The organism is Streptomyces sp. P3 (genome assembly GCF_003032475.1).
GTDB lineage: Bacteria > Actinomycetota > Actinomycetes > Streptomycetales > Streptomycetaceae > Streptomyces.
The window spans coordinates 7,781,803-7,801,932 of the sequence record NZ_CP028369.1 but is presented as its reverse complement, the minus strand read 5'-3'; the positions used below and the strand labels follow the sequence as shown (position 1 = coordinate 7,801,932).

Sequence of the window (20,130 nt, the reverse complement as noted above, 5' to 3'; positions counted from 1 at the left end):
CGCGGGGGGTGCAGGTCACGCTCCGCAGGACTCCGCGCGAGGCAGGAGGCCCAAGGTGACGGAACGTGATCGCCCGTTGGCAGAGTCGGCTGCGTGCGTCGTACTGCGCAACGACGAGGAGCAGTACGCCATCTGGCCCGCCGATCGCCGTATTCCGGCCGGATGGCGTCGCATCGGCGGACCGGCGTCCGCCGCGTGCTGCCGAAGCCTCGTCGACCGTCTGTGGACCGACATGCGGCCCGCGAGCGCCCGCACCGGGCGGCGGCCCGCCGGTGCCGGGCCGAGCACCGTGCCCGAACTGGTCCGGGAGCAGGCACGACGTGCGCCGTCCGCTCTCGCGGTGCTCTCGGACGAGGGCCGGCTCAGCTACGCCGAGCTGACCGGCCGCGCCGACCTGCTGGCCCACGAACTGCGGGAGTCGGGCGTCGGCGCGGAGTCCGTCGTCACCGTGTGCCTCGATCGCGTGCCCGAGCTGGTCGTCGCGCTGCTGGCGGTGCTGGGCTCCGGCGGCGCGTTCCTGCCCCTCGACCCGGCGACTCCGCGGCAACGGATTGCGGCGCTGGTCGCCAGGACCGGTTCACGCCTCGTCGTCTCGAGCCCCGAGCACGCCCCGATGTTCACCGGATGCGAAGCCCGGATCGTCCACGCCGGGGCCGCCGGGGAACCGGCCACGCGGACACCGTCGGCGGGACCGCCGCCGCCGGCACCCGGCCCCCGGCCGGACGACCTCGCCTACGTGATCTACACCTCGGGATCCACCGGGCCCCCCAAGGGGGTGATGATCACCCATCGGTCGCTGGCCCACTCCCTCACCGCGGCGGCCCGGGCGTACGAACTGACCCCCGGCGACCGGGTGCTGCACGCCGCGGCGCTCGGCTTCGACACCTCACTGGAGCAGATCTTCGCCACGCTGATCAGCGGCGCGACGCTCGTCCTCGCGGGACAGCACACGTGGGCGCCCACCGACCTGCTGCACCGCCTCCCGGAGCACGGGATCACCGTCGCCGACCTGCCCCCCGCCTACTGGCACCGGATCGTCTCCGTCCCGGACGGCGACGAGAGCCTCGCGTCGCTGAGGCTCGTCATCATCGGCGGCGAGATCGTCACCGCGAAGGACTGCCGCGCCATTCTGCGCCGGATCCCCGGCGCGCGGCTCGTCAACGCCTACGGGCTCACCGAGACCACCATCACCTCCACGCTCTGCGACCTGAACGAGGAGGTCCTCGCCGCGCCGGACACCGCCGTCGCTCCGATCGGCAGGCCCCTGGACGGCAATCACGTCCACGTTCTCGACGCCGGACTGCACCCGGTGCCGCCGGGCGAACGCGGCGAGATCTACATCGCCGGACCGGGGCTGGCGCGCGGTATCTGGCGGCAGCCCGCCCTGACCGCACAACAGTTCCCGCCCGACCCGCACGGCTCGGCGCCGGGGGGCCGGATGTACCGGACCGGGGATCTGGGCCGCTGCCGCCCGGACGGCAGCGTGCAGGTTCTGGGCCGGGTCGACGACCAGATGAAGATCCGCGGGTTCCGGGTCGACCCGGCCGAGGTCGAGGCCGCGCTCGTCTCCCTTCCGCAGGTCGGCCAGGCGATGGTGGTGGCCCGGACGCGAGCCAGCGGCGACCGGGAGCTCATCGCCTACTTCACGCCGGCCCCACCGCCCGCCGACGGCGAGGCGGTGGTGCCCGCACGACTGCGGTCCGCGCTCGCCGAGATCCTGCCGGGCTACATGATCCCGGCGTCCTTCCACCCGATGGAACGGCTGCCCGTCACGCCCGGCGGAAAGCTCGACCGGCGGATCATGCCGGAAGCCGGGACCGCGGCGACGACGGCCGACGCCGACGACCGGCCGGTACCGCAGGGGATGGCCCTGTTGTGGGGCCAGATCCTGGGTGTGGACCACGTCCGTCCGCACGACGACTTCTTCGAGCTCGGCGGCAACTCGCTGCTGGCCATGGAAATGCTCGCCCGCACCCGCGTCGTCTTCGGCATCGGCATCACACAGATCCGCGACCTGACCCGCTCACTGCTGCGGTATCCGACGCTCGCCGCGTTCGCCGAGTCCGTGCGCCAGGCCCGTGCCGGCACGCTGGCCCACCCGGACGGCAAGAGCGTCGACTTCACCGCCGAGACCGATCGGCGTGTTCCGGCAGTGGGCCGTGACGCGCCGGCTCCGGACCCCCGGCGCCCCGGCGACGTCCTCCTCACCGGGGCGACGGGGTTCTGCGGCGCGCACATGATCGACGAGCTGCTCCGCAGGACGACGGGACGGATCCTCTGCCTGGTCAGGGCCTCCGACGAGCGCCATGCCATGGAACGGATCCGCGCGAGCCACCGGCGTTACGTCCTCAGCGACCTGTCCAGCGAGCGCGTCCAGCCGGTCGTCGGCAACCTGGGGAAGCCCGGACTGGGGCTGTCCCCGAGCCGGTTCGAGGAGCTGGGATCGGTCATCGACGCCGTCTACCACTTCGGCGGCCAGGTCAACTTCATCTACCCGTACCACGAGTTGCGCGCGGCCAACGTCGACGGAACATACGAGATCATCCGCCTCGCCGCCGGCCGGGCCGTCCCCGTCCACTTCACCTCCAGCATGGCAGTGCTCGCCGGATACGGGCCGGCCGGCGTGCACGAGGCGACGGAGAGCACCGCGCTTCGCTTTCCCGAGTATCTGTCGGTGGGATACGTGGAGACCAAATGGGTCGGCGAGGCGCTGCTGCACAAGGCGTCCGCCGCGGGCCTGCCGGTCGCCGTCTACCGCCTGATGGACATCACGGGCAGCAGCGGAACCGGCGTGATGAACACCAGCAGCGAGATGGCCGCCCTCATCAGCTTCATCGCGCGGACGGGGCTGTGCCCTGACGTCCGGCTGCCGCTGGACTTCCTGCCGGCCGACCACCTGGCCCGCGCGATCGGGTACGTCTCCACCCGCCGTCCCGCTCGCGGCGAGGTCTACCACCTCACCAACCCCCGTCCCGCCCTGCTGAACTCACTCGCCGAGCGGCTGCGCAAGCGGGGTTACCCGGTCCGTACGATCCCCTACGCCGAATGGATCGCCACGCTGGTGAAGTACGCGGCCGGGCACCCCACCGACCCGATCACCCCGTTCGTCCCGCTCTTCGTCGACCGGTGCGCCCGCGCCGACATCACCGTGAGCGAGATGTACTTCCAGGGCGTCTTCCCGGAGTTCACCCGCGGCAACGCGGAACGGGCGCTCACGGACGCCGGGATCGACATTCCGCCGGTGGACGCGGGGATGATGGACCGCTACATCGACTTCCTCCGACAGGCCGACTTCGTCGGGCCGGTGGACGGCCAGGCGCAGGGAGCGGCACGGTGGTGAGCCGATGCGCCGACTGGGAGGCGCTGGACGTGCTGGAAGCGGCGCCCGACGGTCCGGTGGCCTTCTCCGCCGACATCGGTCCGGCCTGTCTCCTGGCGGCGTACCGTGCCGGCGTCTATCCGTTCCCGGCATCCAACGAGTACACCCGCACCCTCAACGAGGTGGTCTTCGCCGATCAGGTCCTGGAGGGCCGCATCCGGCTCGTGGGGGAGGAATCGGCCGACCCCTACGCCGTCTCCTGGTGGTCGCCCGACCCCAGGCCGGTGCTGCCCGTCTCCGCCCCGCACCTCAGCCGGAGTCTCGCCCGGCGGCTGCGCAACCGGCTGCCGTGGTCGACCAGCCTGGACCGGCGGTTCGAGCGGGTCGTCCGTGAATGCCGCGGCGACCGCACCCCCCTGTGGCTCACCGAAGAGCTGATCTCAAGCCTGCTGACCCTGCACGATCTGGGTCATGCCCACAGTGCCGAGGTGTGGGAGGACGGCGATCTGATCGGTGGCGTCTTCGGCCTGCGGCTCGGGTCGGTCTTCAGCATGGACTCGATGTTCTTCCACCGTCCGGGCGCCTCGAGGGTGGCGGTGACGGACCTCGCGGCGCGCTTCGCCCAGGCCGGCGGCGTGCTGCTCGACGCTCAGCGGGACAGTCCGCACGTCCGCAGTCTGGGCGGCGTCCTCGTGCCGCGAGAGCAGTACATGCGACAGCTCCGCCGCACCACGCACGACGGCCTCCCGATGCCCACCGCCACCTTGCCCGCCCGCCGCCTCGCCCAGCCGAGGGGATCGTGCTGACCGCGGCCGTCGGACTGCTCGATACGTGCCGAGGCGCGCGGACCCGTGGGAAGCGAGCCCCCACCGAGGCCGCGGCACCCTCGCTCCTGAGCACCCAAGGCCCCCTGCGTCCGCCGGACTTGCCGGCCCGGCAGTCGCACGGCCGGATCCCCCTCGGATACGGCTGCGTCCTGTCCGCTCCGACTACCTCGGGAGGTTTTCGGGGGCTGAACGCAGCGTCGGGTCCGACGTCGACGAACCGTCGAACCCGACGCCGTACACGGAGACCACGAGGTCAGGACCGCTCAGTGGACCACCGGCGCTCCCGGACGACTCGTCAGGTCCGTGTTGCGCGGTGAACCGTCGGTCAGGCGACGCTCACGCAGGCGTTGGCCTGGAGTGCTGCGCTGGTGGTGAGCGCCGCGTTCAACGCCAGAGTGATCTGGGCCTGGTTGAGCGGGTAGGTCGTCAACGCGGCGATCAGGGCCTTGAGGTCCTCGTGCAGTTGGAGGGCGAGAGCCGCACAGATCGGCGAGGGCGTGGGCACCGACGGCAGACACAGCTGGGCCTGGAGCGCTACGACCGTGGCCTGGGCCGCGGTGACTGCCGCCTGGGCCGCGACGACGTCGGGCGGCGTGGCGGCCAGCGCGGTCTGGGCGGCCTGCAGCTGCGTGGACAGCTGAGCACTCAGAGCGGCGCAGGTCCCCGACGTGGGCCCCGCGGTCTGCGATTCCTGGACGACAGGGACAGGACTGGTGATCTTCGAGGTCGTGGCTGCCGTGGCTGCCGGAGCGACAGCCATGGCCAGGGACGTCAGGACCGCGGCCGAAACGAGAGCGGGCCCGAAGCGGTTGAGGGATGGCATTCCGCGCCTTTCTTCGTGTGTGCATGAGAGATCCGGTGGGGGAGTTCCCGTGTTCAGAAGGCCCCGCAACGTGATCGACGGCAATCCGGTCGTCCTGTTCACTCGAGCCCACAGCCGGACCCGGGCACCGGGGGTCGGCAGAAATCACCAGTTCAGAAGCGTGCGGAGCAGGCAATTCGAACCGCGGTGCCCATTGCTGTGAACGAGTGGCCCGCGCGGTGGTCCCGCCAAATCGCCTCCCGCCGTGAGGGTCACGCGGAGGCGGGGAGGAAACAGACAGCACCACGGCCCGGATTGCGGTGCCTGGCCGCCGGCTCCACGATGAGGTCATGACTGCCGTGGGCCCCGCGGACCGTTTCGACGCGTTTCGGGCCCTGGCCGGCCGGCGCGGCCGGCCGGGACGCCGGCTGATGGAGTCGCTGGCGGAAGCCAGGGCGGGAACGGCGGACGCCCCCGAAACCTGGGCTCCGGCTGTCGCCGCCGATATGGACCTTCCTGCTGCCGCCGCGCTCGGGCCGGCCGGCTACTACGCGGACCTCGCCGCCCCGCACGGCCGCCGTCATGTCCGCGTCTGTGCGGCGACGGCGTGCTTCGCCGCACAGGCCGGTCAACACCTCACCGAGGTGGCACACGAGCTGGGCGTCACCGTGGGCATGGCCTCACCGGACGGCGAGACCTCCCTGCAGGCCGTCCGCTGCCTGGGGTACTGCTACGCGGGCCCCGCCGCGCTCGACGGTGACACACCCCACGCCGGCCCGGCGCTCGCCGGGCAGCTCGCCGGGCGCGAGCCCCCACAGGCACCGGCGATCCCGGCGGCTGACGACACCGGTGACCCGGTACTGCTGGGAGGGGTGGTCGCCGGGACGCTCCCGTGGCAGGTGTGGCCGCAGGTGGTCACTTCAGGCACTCCGGACGAGGTCGAGCTGGAGGTGGCGGCCTCCGGGCTGCGAGGACGCGGTGGCGCGGGATTCCTGGTGGCCTCGAAGTGGGCGGCCGCCGGCCGGGTTCCCGGCACCGTCGTCGTGGCCAACGGTGACGAGGGGGATCCCGGCTCCTACGCCGACCGGCTGTTGATGGAGGCGGAGCCGGAGCGGGTGCTGGAGGGCCTGGCCCTGGCATGCTTCGCGTGCGGGGCGGAGCGGGGTGTGATTCTGGTGCGCTCGGAGTATCCGCAGGCGCTGGCGCGGATGCGGCAGGCGGTGGGGCAGGCGTACGCCGACGGGCACCTGGGCCCGTCCGTGCATGCGACGGACACGAGCCTCGACGTCGAGGTGGTCGCGGGCGCAGGATCCTACGTCGCGGGCGAGGAGACCGCCCTCATCGCGAGCCTGGAGGGGGACCGGGGCTGTGCCCGGCCGCGTCCGCCCTATCCCACCCGGCGCGGTCTGTGGGGCGCGCCGACGGTGGTCAACAATGTCGAGACCCTCGCCTCCGTCCCCTGGATCATCGCCCGCGGCGGAGAGGCCTACGCCCGACGCGGGACCAGAGGCGAGACCGGGACGAAACTGGTCTGCCTGTCGGAGCGGTTCGCCCGGCCGGGGGCGTACGAGGTCGAGCTGGGTACCTCGCTGCTGCGGATCGTCACCGAGCTGGGCGGCGGTCTGAAGGACGGCAGTGAGCTCGCCGCGTTGCAGGTCGGTGGCCCGTTGGGCGGTTTCCTCGGCCCCGACGCCCTGGACGTGCCGCTGACCACCGTCGACCTCGCGTCCCGGGGCGCCGCGCTGGGCCATGCCGGGTTGGTCGCCTTCGACCGGCGGGTGACCCCGCAGGAAGCGCTGCGGCACATCTGGCAGTTCGCGGCGGAGGAGAGCTGCGGTGCCTGTTCCCCCTGCCGGGTGGGCTCGCGTCGTGGCCTGGAGCTGGCGTCCGACGACAGCTCGCCCGGCCCTGAATGGGAACGGCTGGGACGCGTGCTGACCGAGGCGAGTCTGTGCGCCTTCGGGCGGCGCATCCCACCCGCGGTGCGCAGCCTCGCCCGCGCCTACGGCGGGCAACTGGCGGGATGGGAGTCATGACCGGGAGCAGGGTCGAGGTTCAGGTCGAGGTCGACGGCGCGGGCGTCGTCGTTCCCGAGGGAGCCTCACTGCTCACGGCGGTACGGGCGGCCGGTGTCGAGTTGCCCGCGCTGTGCTCCGACGACCGGCTCAGCCCTGCCGGGTCGTGCCGTACATGTCTCGTGCGGGCCGACGGGACGGTCGTGGCGGCCTGCGTGACCCTGGCCGCGCCAGGAGCGCAGGTCGAGGCCGCCGTCGGCGATCTCCGGCAGCTGCGCCAGGACGCGGTGGAACTCATCGCCTCCGCGCTGCCGCCCCGTGCCCTCGCTGAGGACAACCCCAGCGAACTGGCCGAGGTCTGCCGGTCGTTGGGCATCGCCCCCGACACGGCTCGGGATGCCGCAGGCCGGGGTGGGGACGACTCCCACCCTTACGTCCACCTGGACCGGGACCTCTGCATCGCCTGCGGGCGGTGTGTGCGCATGTGCTCGGAAGTGCAGGGCACCTTCGCCCTGACCCTGACCGGCCGGGGCGCCGAAACCGTGGTGGCTCCCGGAAACGGCGGGTCCTGGGCCGAGTCGGACTGCGTGGCCTGCGGCGGGTGCGTGGACACCTGTCCCACCGGCGCGATCACCGAGCCCGGACCGGGGCGCGGTCTCACCTCCGCCCACCGGCCGGCTGCGACGCGTACGACGTGCGGATACTGCGGCGTCGGCTGTGCCCTGGACGTAGTCACCTCCGACGGCGAGGTCACGGCCGTCCTGCCGGCCCGGGACGGCCCGGTCAACCAGGGGCACGCCTGCGTGAAGGGCCGCTTCGCCCACGGATATCTCACCTCTCCCGAACGGCTCACCCGGCCCCTGCGGAGGCAGGGCGGCCGCCTGGAGCCGGTGAGCTGGGAGGAGGCGCTCGGGTACGTCGCCGGACGGCTGCGCGCGGCCGTCGCGGACGGCGGCGCGGACTCCGTGGCGGCGATCTCCTCGGCCCGCGCCACCAACGAGGAGAACTACCTCGTCCAGAAGTTCATGCGGACCGTCATCGGCACGAACAACGTCGACAACTGCTCCCGCCTGTGCCACTCCCCGTCCGCCGCCGGCCTCACCGCCTCCTTCGGCCTCTCCGGCGGCACCGACAGCTTCGACGACGTGGAACGGTCCGACTGCCTGCTCGTGGTCGGCGCCAATCCCGTCGAGGCCCACCCGGTGGTCGGCGCGCGACTGCTCCGGCAGGTGCTGCACGGAAGAGCCGAGCTGGTCGTCGCCGACCCCCGCGCCGTGGGCCTCGCCCTGCACGCCGACGTGCATCTGCGGCCCCGGCCCGGCACCAACGTGGCGCTCTTCCACGGACTCGCCCGCATTCTCGTCACCGAAGGACTGGCCGACGCGGATTTCCTGCGCGAGCGGGCCACCGGGCTGCCGGAGCTCACCGAACTGCTGGAGGACTACCCGCCCGACCGGGTCGCGGAGATCACCGGGGTGCCCGCCGTGGACCTGGTCGCCGCCGCGCGGCTGTACGGCGGGGCCGAGCGTCCGGCCATCGTCTACGGTCTCGGCGTCACCGAGCATCTGCACGGCACGGACGGTGTGCGGTCGCTGGCCAACCTGGCGATCCTGCGCGGCGCCGTCGGCACCGACCGCGGGTACGGTGTCAATCCGCTGCGCGGCCAGAACAACGTCCAGGGCGCCTCGGACATGGGCGCGCTGCCCGACCTGCTGCCGGGCTACGGGAAGGTGACGGACAACCGCGCACGGTCCCGGGCCGAAGCCGTCTGGGGTGGGCGGATTCCGGGATGCCCGGGCCTGCGGATCCCGGACATGTTCGCCGCCGCGCGGGCCGGGGATCTGCGGGCGCTGTGGGTCATCGGCGAGGACGTCTGCGCAACCGACCCCGACACCGACCGCGTGGCCGAAGCTCTTCGGGCGTGCCCGCTCGTGGTGTGCAACGAACTCTTCCTGTCCGAGACCGCGCGCCATGCCGACGTCGTCCTGCCCGCCGCGTCCTGGCTGGAGAAGGACGGCACCTTCGTCAATTTCGACCGCCGGTTCCAGCGGGTCCGCCCCGCCGTGCCTTTGCCGGGTGAGGCACGGAGCGACTTCGACATCGTGCGTGCCGTCGCCGCCGCGATGGGCAGCGATCTGGGCTGCCCGACGCCGGCCCACGCCTTGGCCGAATGCGCGCGGGTCGCGCCCGTCTTCGCCGGTCTCTCCCATGACCGGCTGGATCGGGAACCCGCCGTGCCGTGGCCGTGCCCTGACCCCGGTCGCCCGGGGGAGGCAAAGCTGTACGAAGAGGGGTTCGCCACGCCGGACGGGCGGGCCCACCTGTCCGCCGCCCCCTACCTGCCACCCGGTGAGCAACCCGACGACGACTACCCGCTGCTTCTGGTCACCGGGCGGCGCTGGGCGCACTACAACTCCGGCAGCATGACCCGCCGCGGCGGCAACCTCGCGCTCGATCCCGTCGACCACCTCGACCTCCACCCCGACGACGCCGCCCGGTACGGCGTACAGGACGGCGTACAGCTCACCGTGCGGAGCAGGCACGGCCAGGCCCGGCTCGTCGCCCGCGTCAGCGAACAGATGGCACCCGGCCAGGTGTTCAGCTCCTTCCACTTCCCCGCGAGCGGCGTGAACCGTCTCACCTCCGGCCACTCGGACACGGTCACGTCCTGCCCCGAGTACAAGGTCACCGCGGTACGTGTGTCCGGCGCGGTGCACGGGGCCGGCCGGTCGGGCCCACACGGATGACAGCAACCCGACGCTCAGCTCGTCGGCAGCACGAGGGTGCAGGTCTCCCCGGGTGCGACGGTCACGGCGCGGTCGGACAGCAGCACGCGCAGCGGCGACTCCTCCGAGTCCGGCACACCGATCTCCAGCTGTCCGCTGCGGCGGCGTACGCTCACGCCCCAGTGACCGCGGTAGCGCAGCGAGAAGCCGTACTCGGAAAGCGCCGGCAGGGGGACCGGGTCGAACCGGAGGGCGTCCTCGCGGGTCTCCAGTCCGGTCAGGCCGCGCTGGACCAGGTCGAGGGTCCCGGCCATCGCGCCGAGGTGGATGCCTTCGCCGGTCGTACCGCCCTGGAGGTCGGCGACGTCGGCCTCCAGGGCCTCCTGGACGTACTGCCATGCCTCGGCCCGTCTGGCTCTGGCGAGCACCAGGCCGTGGACGAGTCCGCTGAGGGTCGAACCGTGGCTGGTGCGCCGCAGGTAGTAGTCGACCGTCCGGCGCCAGACCTCGTCGTCCACGTCGTGGCCGAGACGCCCGAACAGCTCCCGCAGTTCCGCGGGTGAGAACAGGTGGCCGAGCATGAGGACGTCGGCCTGCTTGGACGCCTTGTAGCGGTTGACCGTGTCGCCCTCGGCCTCCAGGATCCGGTCCAGCCGCCGGATGCCGGCGTACCGGGCACGGTAGGCGTCCCAGTCCAGTTCGGCGAGATCGCCGTACCCCTCGAACTGGCTGATGACGCCCTGGTGGAACGGGACCCGCAGTTGCCGGGAGATCTCGTCCCACGTCGGCGGCTCCCCGGCGTCCAGCCGGATACGGTCGCACAGTTCGTCCCGGCGCCAGGCGGGCAGGCGCCGCAGGAGGTCAAGGGCACGGACGAGGACCCAGGCGGCGGTGACGTTCGTATAGGCGTTGTCGTCCAGTCCCGGCCGGGCGGCGCCCGGGTAGGCGTCGTGGTACTCGTCGGGGCCGACCACGCCCCGGATGCGGTAGCGGCCCGTGCCGGGGTCAGGGACCGCGAGCCCGGCCCAGAACCGGGCGATCTGCAGAAGCATCTCCGCGCCCCTGGTGTGCAGGTACTCCGTGTCGCCGGTGGCCTCGCAGTACCGCCAGATGTTGTAGGCGATCGCCGACCCCACGTGGTGCTGGAGCCGGGAGTGGTCGGGCAGCCAGCGTCCCGAGGCGGGGTTCAGGTGCCATTCCTGGCTCTCCTCCCGTCCGTCGCTGCCGCTCTGCCACGGGTACATCGCCCCGGCCCTTCCGGCCTCGGCGGCCGCCCGGACGGCCCGCGGCAGACGCCGGTACCGGTAGTCCAGCAGCGCCCGGGAGACCTCCGGAAAGTGCAGATTGAGGTACGGGAGCACGAACAACTCGTCCCAGAACACGTGGCCGCGGTACGCCTCACCGTGCAGTCCCCGCGCCGGGACGCCCACGTCCAGGTCCGCGGTGTGCGGGGACAGCGTCTGCAGGAGGTGGAAGAGGTGGAGGCGCAGGACCCGGCCCGCCCGGCCGGGGACATGGATCTCGGCACGCCGCCACAGTCGATCCCACGCAGCGGCGTGGGAGTCCAGCAGGGCGGGGAAATCCGCCGCCTCGCGCACCCGGTCGACCGCCGCGCCGAGCGGGTCGCTGATCGCCGTGTCGCGCGAGGTGTGCAGCGCCACGGTCTTGTCCACGGTGACGGGCCGGCCGGGAGCGATCTGGACCACCATGCGGTGGAGGGCATGGCTGCGGCCCGGGCGGAGCACCGTGGAGGCGGGGAGCGAGCCGGTGACGGCCGTCCGGGCGGCCATGGCGACACGGATGTCGGAGGTGCTGGTGCGGCAGCTCAGCCAGACCGTGCCGGGCTCTTGAGCCCCGGTCCGTACGCCGCCCAGTTGGCGGTGTTCAAGGGCGCGGTAGCGGTGCACGTTGCCGTTGACCACGTCGCCGTCCACAGCGGACTCGACCTCGATCTCGCCCGACCAGCCCTCGGCCGTGAAGACGGTCCGCAACGCGGCCAGGTGCGGGTCGCCCATGTGGACCAGGCGGGTCTGTTCGACGGCGAGCACGCCGGCCCCGTCGGCCCGGTGGCGGAGTGTGCGGGTGAGCGTGGCGCGGCGCAGGTCCAGGGTGTGCCGGTGGTCGACGACCGGGTGGGTGTCCGGGGTGAACCAGGTGCCCCGCCCACCGTCGGCCCGGCGTACCCGGAAGCGCAGGGGGAGCCAGTTCGGGAGGTTGACCAGGTCCTCGTTCACCACCTGCCGTCCCGCCACCGTCGACTCCAGGCGGTTGTAGCACCCGGCCACGTAGGTTGCCGGGTAGTGCACCAGCCCCGCCCGGCACTCGGGCACCGCTCCCCGTGTGGCGAAGTAGCCGTTGCCCAGTGTGCACAGGACTTCACGCAGCTGCTCGCCGGCGGGGTCGTAGCCCTCCCACTCCCACGTCCATTCCGCCATCGCGCGCTCTCTTCCCGGCTCGGCAGGCCACAGCGACGCGGTGGCCTCAGACCCGCTGGGGTACGACGGCGACCGGGCAGGCGGAGTGGTGCAGCAGGGTGTGGGCGACCCTGCCGAGCTGGAGACCGAAGTGACCATGCCTGCGGACGGCTCCGACGACGACCAGGTCGGCGTCGGCCGCCGCGTCGAGCAGGACGCGGTGGGCCGGGCCCTCGACGGCGCGGCGGTGGACGGAGAGGTCGGGGTGTTCCCGCACGGCTTCGCGCAGCGCGTCCTCCAGTTCGGCGGAGGCCCGCGCGTCGTGCGCCTGGGCGGTGTCGTCCACGACGAGGGGATCGTCCCCGTGCTCATGGGCCGGGCGGCGCCAGGCCCGGACGGCTGTCAGGGCGCAGCCGCGCGCCTGTGCCTCACGGGCGGCGAACCGCACGGCGCCCGCGCGGTCGGCGGCTTCACCTACGCCCACCACAACCCGGCCGAGGGACCCCCGGGGGTCGGGCTCCGCGCCCCGGACCACGACGACCGGGCACACGGCTCGTGCCGCCACGGTCAAGCTGACCGAACCCAGGAGCAGCCCGGACACCTCACCGCGCCCGCGTTCCCCCACGATCAGGGCGAACGCGTCGGGCGCAGCGCGCAGCAGCGCGGAGACGGCGTCGTCGGGCACCACCTCCTCGGACACCTTCACCTCCGGGTTCCGGAGCCCGGCGCGTTGCGCGCAGGAGGCGACGATGTTCCGCGCCATCACCTCTCCGGCATGCCTGCCGGTGGTGAACGACGGCAGGGTTCGTTCGTAACGCTCCCACCGGAAGGCGTGGAGCAACCGCAGCTGCAGTCCGTGGCGTGCCGCCTCGTCCACCGCCCAGTCGACCGCCAGCAGGCTGGAGTCCGATCCGTCGACGCCTACGACCAGCGGGAGTTCCATTGCCGCCACCGCCTTCCCGTACGGCTGCTGAGAGACCCCCTGTGAATACCGTCGCACCGCCCGCGAGCCACCGCGACACAGGTGTCGGGCCGCTCCGGTCGGGTTGCGGTGGTACGGGCCCGCTCTCTTCGAGGAGACCGGGAAGAGGCCGGCCCGGGTCGCCTACTGGTCCGCTGCGGTGATCCGGCGGCCGGTGAGGCTCGTGGGGCGGATCGACACCCACATCTCCCGTTCACCCCCCGGCCAGGGTGTGGTGTGGGCCCGCTCGATGAGCCCGCGCACGGCGTCGGGTTCCGTGACGACGCTCGCGGGTCCGACGGCGAGCACGCTCCAGCCTCGGCTCAGGGCGTCGTCCACGTGGTCGACCTCGAAGGCGACCTCCGTTCCGACGGCCGCCGCGGGCAGCGAGTCGGGGGCGGTCCCCGGAAGGCGATGGCGTCGTCGACGACCTCGTAGTTGACCGGGACGACCGCCGGGCGGCCGTCGGACGCCGACACCGCGACGCGCCCCACGCCGTGGGTGGACAGCAGGGCGCGGCACTCGTCCGGGCCGAGGTCCCGCAGCCGTGGATGCAACAGCGCGTGACCCTGGCCGGGTGGCAGGTCCGCTCCTCCTCCGCGCAGGGCGGCGGCGGTCGTACCCAGTGCGTCGGCCAGCCTGATGAGAGCCGTCATGCTCGGGTCGGCGGGGTGCTCCTCCAGGTAGGCCAGGTAGCCGGGCGACATCCGTGCGCGGCGGGCCGTCTCCTCGCGGCCGAGTCCCTGTCGGCGGCGCTCGGCGGCCACCCGTCGGCCGATGTCGCCGGGGTTGGCCGCATCGGCCGCCGGCATGCCCGGGGAAGCGGCCCCCGCCTCGCCGGTGTCCGGTGCGGCGGGCTCGTGAGCCGTCCCGGGCTGCCCGTGCTCCAGGTGGTGGATGTGCGCGTCGGGACCGGGGAACACGAGCGTCACCTCGTCCGTGTCCGACCAGCGCACGTCGTACGGCGGTGTGCCGTCCGCGTGGTGGAGTCCCACGACCTCCCCGTCGCGCCGGGTGGCGTCGGACTTGGTGCTTTCGATGACGAGTTGGTCGCCGAGGTGAGCTCGCATGATGGGCGCCCTCTCTCGCGGATGGTGCGGACGGTGCTGTGCCTCGCGTGGGAATTGGGCTCAGCCGGTGATCTCGATGCGCTGCGTCTGCCCCCTTCCGGTCTGGGGGACCCTGACCGTGAGGACGCCGTTGCGTGTGCGGCAGCGCGACGCCGTCGGCCGGTGGCCGCTCGTCGGCGAGAGCGATCACGTCCGTACACCCGGGACGGCGGAACACCTGTCCGGGGCCGGGTGCCGTCACCTTCGCCGACGACAGCTTCATCACCGGGCGGCCGTCGTCGCGTCCGACATCGCTGCACCTCCTCCCGTGGGCCGCGTCCGGTCGCCGGTTGTCACCGGCGGAAGCGGCGCACCTGTCGGACGGACGCCTCGGCGGATTCACGCGCGGCGCGATGTGCTCGCCGCGCGGCGACGGCGGACCGGATGTGTACGGCGATCCTCGGGCGTTCACGGGTCGTCCTCCAGCGGGTGCTGGTCGCTCCCCCACTCCGGGTCCAGTTTCGGACACCGACGGGTCAGGGTCCTGGGCCGAAGGTCCCTGCCGGACCGGCTTCCGGCCCCGGGAGCCGTACCTCACGTCTGGGGCACGACCGCGACAGGACAGGGCGCGTGGTGCAGCAGCGCGTGGTTGACCAGGCCCAGTTGCAGACCCATGTGGCCCTGTCGTCTGCGCGCGCCGACGACCAGCAGGTCCGCCTGCGACGCCGTGTCCAGCAGCGCCCGGCGGGCCGGGCCTTCGATCACCCGTCGGTACAGCACGGGCCCGCCGGACGGCTCCGCCGCATCACGAAGCGCGTCGTCGAGTACCTGGGCCGGAGGGCGCCTGGGCGCCTCGGGGGCGTACCACCTCGGGCGCGGAGACACCGCGGGACCACCGGATCGGCGGCTCCAGGCGTGCACCGCCACCAGTGGACAACGCCGCACACGCGCCTCCCGGAACGCGAACCGCACGGCCGTGCCACTGCCCTCGCCCTCCTCGACACCGACGACGACGCTTGCGAACCGGGCCTGCCGGTGCTCCGCCGCGCCGCGCACCACGACCACCGGACAGTCCGCCCGCGCCGCCACGGCCAGGCTGACCGCGCCCAGCAGCATCCCGGCGAGACCGCCGAGCCCCCGGGACCCGAGAACCAGTGCGAAGGCGTTGCGCCCCTCGTCGACGAGCGCGGCGGCGGGGTCCTCCCGCAGCACCTCGCTCGACAGCCGCACCGAGGGGGCACGTTCCCCGGCACGGAGCGAAGCCATGGCGATCACGTCGGACGCCTCGCACTCGCCGGCCGCCGCGTGCAGAAGGCGCAGCGGCACCCCGTGCCGGGCCGCCTCATCGGCGGCCCAGTCCACGGCCTCCAGGCTCGCCTCGGATCCGTCGACGCCCACTACCAGGGGAATCGTCACCGTTGCGGTCTCCTCTCGTACCGGATCCGCGTCTTCCGGGCTCCCGTCCTGCCTGGTCCACATGCGCGCCGGATGGGATTGGGGTACTTCTCGAAGGGAGAGAACGCACCACGCTCGGCGTGTCGGCGACGCCCGGACCAGTGCGCCACCGGACTCGTTCACCGTCATCTCCAGCTTCGTACGAGACGGAGGCCGCCGCCATGCAACCAGCGACCACCGTGGGACCCGACGGCTCACCCGAGAGCCTCGCCGCCGCCCGCTGGGCCGCCGGCGAGGCCGAGAACCGGGGGCTCACCCTGCGGCTGCCGCATGCCTGGCCGCTGCCGGCACCCGAACCGGCCCACGTCACCGCCGAAGTCGACCAGAACTACCGGGCGAAGCGTCCGGTCCACACCGCGCAGAAGGAGTACCCGCAGGTGGAGGTGGCCGACAGCGTCCGTCCCGCCGGCCCCGTCAAGGCCGTCGTCCAGGCAGCCGAGGGCTCCGCGCCGCTGGTCGTCGGCCGGCGCGCGCACCGCCACGGTGTCGCACCGCGCCTCGGTCCAGTCGCCCACCCGGCCCTCCCTCGCGGACGCTGCCCCGTAGCCGTCGTCCCCCATGACTGAGCCGGGCCGTCCCGGGCGGCAGTCATCGCGGGCGGAGGTGCGCGAGACCCACACCGCGATCCTGTTCTTCGCCGGCGACCGTGCCTACAAGGTCAAGAAACCCGTGGACCTGGGCTTCCTCGACTACACCGAGCGGGCGGCGCGCCGGACGGCGTGCGAGCGCGAGGTCGCCCTCAACCGCCGCTTCGCGCCGGATGTGTACTTGGGCCTGGGCGAGGTCTGCAGTCCTGATGCCGAGGCGCCGGAACCGCTCGTGGTGATGCGCCGTATGCCGGCGGACCGCCGCCTGTCCCGGCTGGTGCGAACAGGCGCTCCGCTCGACGACGTGCTGCGGGCCGTGGCCAGACGGCTCGCCACCTGGCATGCCGAGGCGCCCCGCGGCCGGGACGTGGACGAACAGGGCACGCGCGACGCGCTGTCATCGCGCTGGGAGGCGAGCTTCGCGCAGATCCGCGCGCTGGCCGGCGGGGGCTCCGTGCCCGACGGGATGCCCGAGGTCGAACGGCTCGTGCACGGCTATCTCGCCGGGCGCGAGCGGCTTTTCGACTCCCGCATCGAGCAGCTGCGGGTGGTCGACGGCCACGGAGACCTGCTCGCCGAGGACATCTTCTGCCTTGACGACGGACCCCGCGTCCTGGACTGCCTGGAGTTCGACGACCGCCTCCGCTACGTCGACGGTCTCGATGACGCCGCCTTCCTCGCCATGGACCTCGAACAACTCGGCGCCCCGGATGCCGCGGCCCACTTCCTCGCCCGGTACAGCGAGTACTCCGGCGACCCCGCGCCCCCGTCCCTGTGGCACCACTACGTCGCCTATCGCGCGTTCGTCCGCGCCAAGGTGTCGCTCATCCAGGCGGGCCAGGGAGCGCCGGGAGCCGAGCCGGCGTCACGACGGCTGATCTCGACCACCCTGCGCCACCTGCGCACCGCGGCCGTCGCACTGACCGTCGTCGGCGGACCGCCCGGCAGCGGGAAGTCCACCCTCTCCGGTGCGCTCGCCGACCGGCTGGAGGCGACGCTCCTCAGCAGCGACCGCCTCCGCAAGGAACTGGCGGGCATTCCCCCCGAGCGGTCGGCTGCGGCCGCATACGGCGAAGGGCTGTACACCGCCGAGTGGACGGCCCGGACCTACGCTGCCCTGCTCGACCGCGCGGCGGCCCTGCTGGCGGCCGGTGAGTCCGCCGTGCTGGACGCCACGTGGTCCAGCACGGAGCAGCGTGCGGCGGCCCGGCGTGTGGCCGAGCGCACCAGCGCCGACCTGGTGGCCCTGCACTGCCAGGTACCGAGCGACATGGCGACGGCCCGGCTGAGCGCGCGTGCGCCCGGGCCGTCCGACGCCGACCTCGCCGTCGCCACCGCCATGGCGGCCGGGGAGCCTCCGTGGCCCGAGGCCGTCACCGTCGACACCAGTGGGCCTCTGGAATCCGCCGTATCCCGGGCGCTGGCCGCCGTACGGCCGTGGGGCACCGGCCGGGCGCCGGTCTTCCGCCGCCCCTACATGGAGCCGGACTAGGCATCGAACCGGAGGCCACCATGGGCGAACAGAGACCGGAGTCCCCTTGCCGCTCCAACGCGACGCGGACCCGCCGCCGGACGTGGTGACCGGTCCTCAGGTCACTGTCCTCCGGCTGACGGACAGCCCCGGTCGCTGCCGGCCGGCCGTCCGGACGGGCACGTCGGCTTCCGCTGCGGGGCCACCGACCCCGCCGCGCCGTGGGGTCGGCAGCTCTGTCGGCCGGTGCCGGCTATGTCGGCAGGGGGACGAATGGCCCCTGCCGCCCGGGCCCGACGGGAGCGGAGGCTGGGAGAAGGACCGGTGTGGTCGTCGCGGCGTCGAGGAGTCGGGTGACACGGATGAACGGTGAGACCACGGCTGAGGTGACGCGCGTGCTGGTCGTGGAGGACGACCGAGGGATCGCGGAGTCCCTGGTGCGCGGGCTGCGGCAGGCAGGCTACGCCGTCGAGGACGTCCGCAGCGGCGGTGCCGCCCTGGCGGCCGCCTCCCCCGATGTCGTCCTGCTGGATCTGGGGCTGCCGGACATCGACGGTGTCGAGGTGTGCCGGATGCTGCGTGCCCGGTCGGACGCCGCAATCATCGCGGTCACGGCCCGGGGTGAGGAAGCGGACCGGGTGGTGGCCCTGGACGAGGGTGCCGACGACTACCTGGTCAAGCCGTTCGGGCTGGCCGAGTTGCTGGCGAGGATCCGGGCGGTGCTGCGTCGGCGGCGCCCGGCCGGGCCGGAGATCGTCCGGCACGGTCCGCTGGCACTCGACCTGCGCACCATGCGTGTGTCGGTGGACGGACGTGCGGTGGCGTTGACGCCGAAGGAGTTCGGCATCCTGGAGTGCCTGGCCGCCGATCCCGGCCGGGTGATGAGCCGGCAGCAGATCCTCGAGCAGGCGTGGGACGCCCACTGGTACGGACCGACGAAGGTGCTGGACGTGCACATCGCAGCGCTGCGCCGCAAGCTCGGTGTGCCGGGACTGATCGAGACGGTCTACGGGCACGGCTTCAGGCTCGGGCCGGTCCAGGCGCCCCCGGAACAGTCGTGAGCCGCCGGATCGCCTGGACGCTTGTGGTCCTGACCTCTGTGCTGCTGGTGCTGGCGGTGGTGCCGTTGGCGGTGTCGCTGACGGCACGTGAGCGCGTCGCCCACCGCGACAGCCAGCGCGCGGCCACGAGAGTGATCGCCGCGGCGGCCGAGGAACACCTCTCCGACGGCAAACCGGGCACCCTCATGCGCAAGGAGCTGGATGCCGCAGCCCGAGCGGGGGACTGCGCCGCCGTGTACGACTCCTCGCACCTGGTGGCCACCACGCCGTGCAAGGCGGCGCAGGGTGAGGAGGCGGAGGAGTTGGTGGCAGACGTGCTGCGCGGCCGTGAGCCGGAGCCTCCGGAGAGCGAGGGGCGCCTGCTGACCGCGGAACCGGCCGGTGACGTGCGCGAGCCCGCCGGCGCGGTGGTCCTGGCCCGGTCCTCTGCTTCGCTCGACGCCCGGATCGCGGCGATCTGGGGCTGGTCCGCGGCGATCGGTGCCGCAGCGCTTGCCGCCTCCGTGCTGCTGTCCGTCCGCCTCGCCCGCTGGGTGAGCCGGCCGCTGTCGACGCTGGACGCATCGGCCCGGCGCCTGGGCGAGGGCGTTCTCGACGAGCGGGCCGACGTGGGAGCAGGTCCGCCGGAGGTACGCCGGCTCGCCGCCACCTTCAACACCATGGCGGCGCGCACGGAAGCCCTGGTGCACGGACATCGAGCCGTGATCGCGGACGTGTCCCATCAGCTGCGCACCCCGCTGGCCGCGCTGCGCCTGCGCCTCGACGTCCTGGCCGCCGGCTCGGACGACGCCACCGCCGCCGATCTTGCCGCCGCCCAGGAGGAGATCTCCCGGCTGTCCCGGCTGGTCGACGGGCTGCTGGCGGTCGCGCGCGCCGAGCAGGCCACACCCCGCCCGACCGCCGTGCGGATCGGCGTAGTGGTGGCCGAACGCGTTGCCGCCTGGGCGCCCGTCGCAGAGGAGCGCGGCGTCCGGCTGGCCGCGGATTCCGACGGTGCGCCACCGCCCGTCGCGCTGGGGGCAGGGCACCTGGAGCAGATCCTCGACAACCTGATCGCCAACGCCGTGGACGCCGTGCCGTCCGGCGGGAGCATCGCCATCGACCACCGTGCGGCCGGGGCCACCGCCCGGGTGCGGGTCCGGGACGACGGTCCCGGGATGACGGCCCATGCGAAGGCGGTCGCCTTCCGCCGGTTCGGCAACCCCGAGGCCGGCGGGACCGGGCTCGGGCTCGCCATCGTCCACCGCCTGGTCACCGTCAACGGCGGCACGGTGCGGCTGGCGGACACCCCCGGTGGCGGGCTGACCGTCGTACTGGAACTGCCGCTGTGGCCGGAGCCCGGCCGGGAAAGGGCCGGCGGACCGAGATCTTTACCGGATCCGAAGAAGAGGTGAGCCGGTTCCCCGGAACCGTGAGCACAGCCTGGAGGTGTACGCGGCCGAT

General features: G+C 73.1%; 12 protein-coding genes and 1 pseudogene. 8 read left to right on the top strand and 5 right to left on the bottom strand.

Features of this window, described 5'->3' with window-relative positions:
- Nucleotides 1–55: 55 nt before the first annotated feature.
- Together C6376_RS34465 and C6376_RS34460 are read left to right on the top strand one after the other, a co-directional pair.
- Nucleotides 56–3,340 (top strand): amino acid adenylation domain-containing protein, encoded by a 3,285-nt coding sequence (locus tag C6376_RS34465; RefSeq protein ID WP_107446987.1) that lies wholly within the window; start codon nucleotides 56–58, stop codon nucleotides 3,338–3,340.
- The gene (locus C6376_RS34460; RefSeq protein ID WP_254076184.1) at nucleotides 3,337–4,125 is read left to right on the top strand and encodes a leucyl/phenylalanyl-tRNA--protein transferase; all 789 of its coding nucleotides are present in this window, start codon (nucleotides 3,337–3,339) and stop codon (nucleotides 4,123–4,125) included. The genes C6376_RS34465 and C6376_RS34460 overlap by 4 nt, the downstream gene beginning before the upstream one ends.
- Nucleotides 4,126–4,471: 346 nt before the next feature.
- Here C6376_RS34460 and C6376_RS34455 read toward each other — a convergent pair whose 3' ends face one another.
- Complete coding sequence (locus tag C6376_RS34455; RefSeq protein WP_107446985.1) at nucleotides 4,472–4,969, bottom strand: hypothetical protein; 498 nt, start codon at nucleotides 4,967–4,969, stop codon at nucleotides 4,472–4,474.
- A gap of 329 nt (nucleotides 4,970–5,298) precedes the next feature.
- Here C6376_RS34455 and C6376_RS34450 point away from each other — a divergent pair, with 329 nt between their 5' ends.
- Nucleotides 5,299–6,984, top strand: a complete 1,686-nt coding sequence (locus C6376_RS34450) for an NAD(P)H-dependent oxidoreductase subunit E (RefSeq protein ID WP_107446984.1) — start codon at nucleotides 5,299–5,301, stop codon at nucleotides 6,982–6,984.
- Nucleotides 6,981–9,710, top strand: coding sequence for a formate dehydrogenase subunit alpha (gene fdhF, locus C6376_RS34445; protein ID WP_107446983.1), 2,730 nt, complete (start codon nucleotides 6,981–6,983; stop codon nucleotides 9,708–9,710). The genes C6376_RS34450 and fdhF overlap by 4 nt, the downstream gene beginning before the upstream one ends.
- Before the next feature lie 14 nt (nucleotides 9,711–9,724).
- On the opposite strand, the gene C6376_RS34440 is transcribed toward fdhF, so the two are convergent.
- The 4 genes and pseudogenes from C6376_RS34440 to C6376_RS34425 form a co-directional block, all read right to left on the bottom strand.
- The gene (locus tag C6376_RS34440) at nucleotides 9,725–12,124 is read right to left on the bottom strand and encodes a glycoside hydrolase family 65 protein (RefSeq protein ID WP_107446982.1); all 2,400 of its coding nucleotides are present in this window, start codon (nucleotides 12,122–12,124) and stop codon (nucleotides 9,725–9,727) included.
- Nucleotides 12,125–12,170: 46 nt separating this feature from the next.
- Nucleotides 12,171–13,046, bottom strand: a complete 876-nt coding sequence (locus C6376_RS34435) for a universal stress protein (RefSeq protein ID WP_107446981.1) — start codon at nucleotides 13,044–13,046, stop codon at nucleotides 12,171–12,173.
- A gap of 162 nt (nucleotides 13,047–13,208) precedes the next feature.
- Nucleotides 13,209–14,134, bottom strand: a pseudogene (locus tag C6376_RS34430) (pyridoxamine 5'-phosphate oxidase family protein).
- 573 nt (nucleotides 14,135–14,707) lie between these two features.
- Nucleotides 14,708–15,529: a universal stress protein gene (locus C6376_RS34425; protein ID WP_107446980.1), complete on the bottom strand. Its 822-nt coding sequence runs from the start codon at nucleotides 15,527–15,529 to the stop codon at nucleotides 14,708–14,710.
- Between the two features lie 200 nt (nucleotides 15,530–15,729).
- Between C6376_RS34425 and C6376_RS34420 the strand changes: the two genes are divergently transcribed.
- The 4 genes from C6376_RS34420 (at nucleotide 15,730) to C6376_RS34405 (ending at nucleotide 20,081) form a co-directional block, all read left to right on the top strand.
- A complete protein-coding gene (locus C6376_RS34420; protein WP_107446979.1) occupies nucleotides 15,730–16,134 on the top strand; it encodes a universal stress protein in 405 nt (134 codons plus the stop codon).
- Nucleotides 16,135–16,171: 37 nt separating this feature from the next.
- Nucleotides 16,172–17,647, top strand: a complete 1,476-nt coding sequence (locus C6376_RS34415) for an AAA family ATPase (protein ID WP_107446978.1) — start codon at nucleotides 16,172–16,174, stop codon at nucleotides 17,645–17,647.
- Between the two features lie 341 nt (nucleotides 17,648–17,988).
- Nucleotides 17,989–18,687 (top strand): response regulator transcription factor, encoded by a 699-nt coding sequence (locus tag C6376_RS34410; protein ID WP_107446977.1) that lies wholly within the window; start codon nucleotides 17,989–17,991, stop codon nucleotides 18,685–18,687.
- Nucleotides 18,684–20,081 carry a HAMP domain-containing sensor histidine kinase gene (locus tag C6376_RS34405; protein ID WP_107446976.1) on the top strand — a complete coding sequence of 466 codons (1,398 nt, stop codon included), beginning with the start codon at nucleotides 18,684–18,686 and terminating at the stop codon, nucleotides 20,079–20,081. The genes C6376_RS34410 and C6376_RS34405 overlap by 4 nt, the downstream gene beginning before the upstream one ends.
- The last annotated feature ends 49 nt before the right edge of the window (nucleotides 20,082–20,130 follow it).

Coding starts and splice junctions, on each gene's coding strand:
- C6376_RS34455 (WP_107446985.1), bottom strand. CDS start 4,969: ATGCCATCCCTCAACCGCTTCGGGCCCGCTCTCGTTTCGGCCGCGGTC.
- C6376_RS34450 (WP_107446984.1), top strand. CDS start 5,299: ATGACTGCCGTGGGCCCCGCGGACCGTTTCGACGCGTTTCGGGCCCTG.
- fdhF (WP_107446983.1), top strand. CDS start 6,981: ATGACCGGGAGCAGGGTCGAGGTTCAGGTCGAGGTCGACGGCGCGGGC.
- C6376_RS34440 (WP_107446982.1), bottom strand. CDS start 12,124: ATGGCGGAATGGACGTGGGAGTGGGAGGGCTACGACCCCGCCGGCGAG.
- C6376_RS34435 (WP_107446981.1), bottom strand. CDS start 13,046: ATGGAACTCCCGCTGGTCGTAGGCGTCGACGGATCGGACTCCAGCCTG.
- C6376_RS34420 (WP_107446979.1), top strand. CDS start 15,730: ATGCAACCAGCGACCACCGTGGGACCCGACGGCTCACCCGAGAGCCTC.
- C6376_RS34410 (WP_107446977.1), top strand. CDS start 17,989: ATGAACGGTGAGACCACGGCTGAGGTGACGCGCGTGCTGGTCGTGGAG.